Source organism: Bacillus sp. MBGLi79 (assembly GCF_002953915.1).
In genome coordinates this window covers 1981933-1985276 of record NZ_CP026521.1, presented here as the reverse complement: position 1 = coordinate 1985276, position 3344 = coordinate 1981933, and the positions used below count along the sequence as shown (strand labels likewise).

Genomic DNA, 3344 nt, shown 5'->3' with positions numbered 1-3344 from the left:
ATAATCGTCGTTTATATAACCATTATTTTTACGAAAAGTGTCTGATTTAATCCTTCTATATGTTGAACGCCGATTAAAGCGTTTAAACTTGAAATCCTCACTATTATTAAATATTACAATACAGTTTGTCAAACGATAATTCTAAACAGGTTCCGGATATTGAGTGCGTGAAGGCGGCAGTTCGCTCAAAATATCTTCAATATTCAATACGAGTTTCGCCCCTTCCTGGATCAGCCTTGAAGGACCGCAAGAGTTGGCGTCAAAGATCGGACCAGGCACGGCGAACACCTCCCGCCCCTGCTCAAGGGCTTGATATGCTGTGATGAGCGACCCGCTCTTTTCCTTTCCCTGGACGACAACGATTCCTTCCGTTAATCCGCTGATCAGCCGATTTCGCATCGGAAAGTGCCATTTTTGAGGTTTAACGTGGGGAGGGTGCTCTGATACCAGCAGGTGGTTTTCGGCCATTTGACCGGCGAGCTGGCGGTGTTCACGGGGATATATGCTATTGAATCCGCCCGCGATGACGCCGATTGTCCTTCCCTTTGAACAGATGCTCTCCTGATGTGCAAGACCGTCAATTCCTTTTGCAAGGCCGCTGACGATCGTCCAGCTTTTTTTGCAAAGCTCCCTGACAAGGTGAACCGCTGCTCTTTTTCCGTATAATGACGGGCTGCGGGTTCCGACGATTCCGATCAGTCTTTGTTCATTGAGAAGTGTAACATCTCCTTTTAAAAAAAGGACGGGAGGCGGGTCATGAATGATTTTCAGGCTGGCTGGATAATCGGGGGAACATATGGCGGCCATGCGGACTCCGGCCGCTTCGTAAGAACGGATGAGCCGTTTAACATTAGACAGTTCTTGTTCCGCCAGTTTTCGTATGGAGCACAAGTCTGATCTTTTTAATGAAAGCTTCGTTAAAAGATGGTTTTTTTCGCCCGTAAGAGACAAGGAAGGATCCTGCTTCCACCACTTGGTCAGCAGAGAAGGGGAGAGTGTGCCGCGAAGGCGGAGCAATATCAAAAGCTCGCTGCTGTCGTTCATTCAAAAACCTCCAAACATTTTTAAAACAAAACAATCTGAAAGTACTAAACGATTTAACCAGTTATGAAAAAGCAGGAATAGACCAATCGGACTATTCCTGCTCATGTTAAGATCAGTGTGTTTTACACGTTTCGTAAAGGCCTTTTTCCTTCAGCACTTTAATCAATGTTTCTCCCATAACAGAAGGCGTTTCAGCCACTTCGATTCCGCAGGCGTTCATTGTTTTGACCTTTTCGTCCGCTGTTCCTTTTCCTCCGGAAATGATGGCGCCGGCATGCCCCATACGTTTGCCAGGAGGCGCTGTTTTTCCTCCGATGAAACCGACGACAGGTTTGGTCATGTTGGCTTTCACCCATTCGGCCGCTTCCTCTTCAGCTGTTCCGCCGATTTCGCCGATCATGATTACTGCATGTGTATCAGGATCTTCATTAAACGCCTTCAGCACATCGATGAAGTTTGTCCCGTTGACAGGGTCTCCGCCGATGCCCACTGCCGTTGACTGGCCGACTCCTGCTTCTGAAAGCTGATGAACCGCTTCATATGTAAGGGTTCCTGAACGCGACACAACGCCGACATGGCCTTTTTTATGGATATATCCGGGCATGATCCCGATTTTACACTCCTCAGGCGTAATGACTCCTGGACAGTTCGGACCGATGAGCCTTGTTTTCTTGTCTTCCATATACCTTTTAACTTTTACCATATCCAGCACCGGAATGTGCTCAGTAATACAGATGACAAGATCAAGCTCAGCATCTGTCGCTTCCATAATCGCATCGGCTGCAAAAGCCGCAGGAACGTAAATGACAGACGCATTTGCCCCGGTCTGCTTTACAGCCTCTTCGACCGTGTTGAACACAGGCACCCCTTCAACCTCTGTTCCGCCTTTGCCCGGTGTGACTCCGCCGACAATTTTCGTTCCGTATTCAAGCATCTGCTTTGTGTGAAACAAAGCGGTTGAACCCGTTATCCCCTGAACAATGACTTTTGTGTCTTTATTAATAAATACACTCATTTTGGTCCCCTGCCTTTCTTACTTCACTAAGGATACGATTTTCTGCGCGCCGTCAGCCATTGATTCCGCAGACGTAATATTGAGTCCTGAATCATCGAGGATCTTCTTGCCGAGATCGACATTGGTGCCTTCAAGGCGAACGACAAGCGGCAATGTCAGACCGACTTGTTTCGTCGCTTCAACAACACCTTCTGCAATGACGTCGCATTTCATGATACCGCCGAAAATATTGACAAAGATCCCTTTGACGTTTTGATCAGACAAAATGATCTTGAACGCTTCCGTTACCTTTTCAGCTGTCGCGCCGCCTCCAACGTCAAGGAAGTTGGCCGGTTCCCCTCCGTAGTGCTTGATAATGTCCATGGTCGACATCGCAAGCCCCGCTCCGTTGACCATGCAGCCGATGTTTCCATCGAGCGAAATATAGCTTAAATCATACTTGGATGCTTCGATTTCCTTCGGATCTTCTTCATCGAGATCTCTGTACTCCAAGATGTCTTTTTGTCTGTATAGCGCATTGCTGTCAAAGTTCAGCTTGGCGTCAAGGGCCATGACTTTTCCGTCACCTGTGACGACGAGCGGATTGATTTCAGCAATGGAACAGTCTTTTTCAGTAAACGCCTTGTACAATCCCATCATAAACTTAACAGCCTGGCCGACAAGCTCTTTCGGGATATTGATGGCGAAGGCGATTTTTCTCGCCTGGTAACCCTGCAGTCCGACAGCCGGATCGATCACTTCTTTGACGATTTTTTCCGGCGTTTTTTCAGCGACTTCTTCAATTTCCGTGCCGCCTTCTTCGGATGCCATCAGCACGATGCGTGAAGTCGCCCTGTCAAGAACCAGACCGACATAGTATTCTTTTTTGATATCGCAGCCTTCTTCAATAAGTAAGCGTTTTATTTGCTGGCCGTCAGGACCCGTCTGGTGAGTGACAAGCGTCTTCCCCAACAATTCTTCCGCATAGGCTTTGACTTCTTCTTTTGATTTTGCAATTTTAACCCCGCCAGCTTTACCGCGTCCGCCGGCGTGAATTTGAGCTTTCACGACATAAACCGAGCTGGACAGCGCTTCCGCTGCTTTGACCGCTTCATCTGCTGTAAATGCCACTTTACCTTCCGGAACAGCCACTCCGTATTGTCTGAGTACTTCTTTCCCTTGGTACTCATGGATATTCATTTCCCATCCTCCTAACTTATGTAGCAAAAATAAAACTAGACTGCGCTTGCATTTTATATAATCATAGATCGATTGTCTAGGTTTCGATGAGAAATCGTAAAATCCT

Annotated in this window: 3 protein-coding genes; all 3 read right to left on the bottom strand. The window is 47.3% G+C overall.

Going from position 1 to position 3344, the window contains the following annotated elements; all coding sequences use genetic code 11:
* Window positions 1-141: 141 nt before the first annotated feature.
* On the bottom strand, window positions 142-1044 hold the full coding sequence (dprA, locus tag C1T29_RS10140) for a DNA-processing protein DprA (protein WP_208945678.1): 903 nt from the start codon (window positions 1042-1044) through the stop codon (window positions 142-144).
* A gap of 112 nt (window positions 1045-1156) precedes the next feature.
* On the bottom strand, window positions 1157-2059 hold the full coding sequence (sucD, locus tag C1T29_RS10135; protein ID WP_020451379.1) for a succinate--CoA ligase subunit alpha: 903 nt from the start codon (window positions 2057-2059) through the stop codon (window positions 1157-1159).
* Between the two features lie 18 nt (window positions 2060-2077).
* Window positions 2078-3238: an ADP-forming succinate--CoA ligase subunit beta gene (gene sucC / locus C1T29_RS10130; protein ID WP_020451378.1), complete on the bottom strand. Its 1161-nt coding sequence runs from the start codon at window positions 3236-3238 to the stop codon at window positions 2078-2080.
* Window positions 3239-3344: the final 106 nt, after the last annotated feature.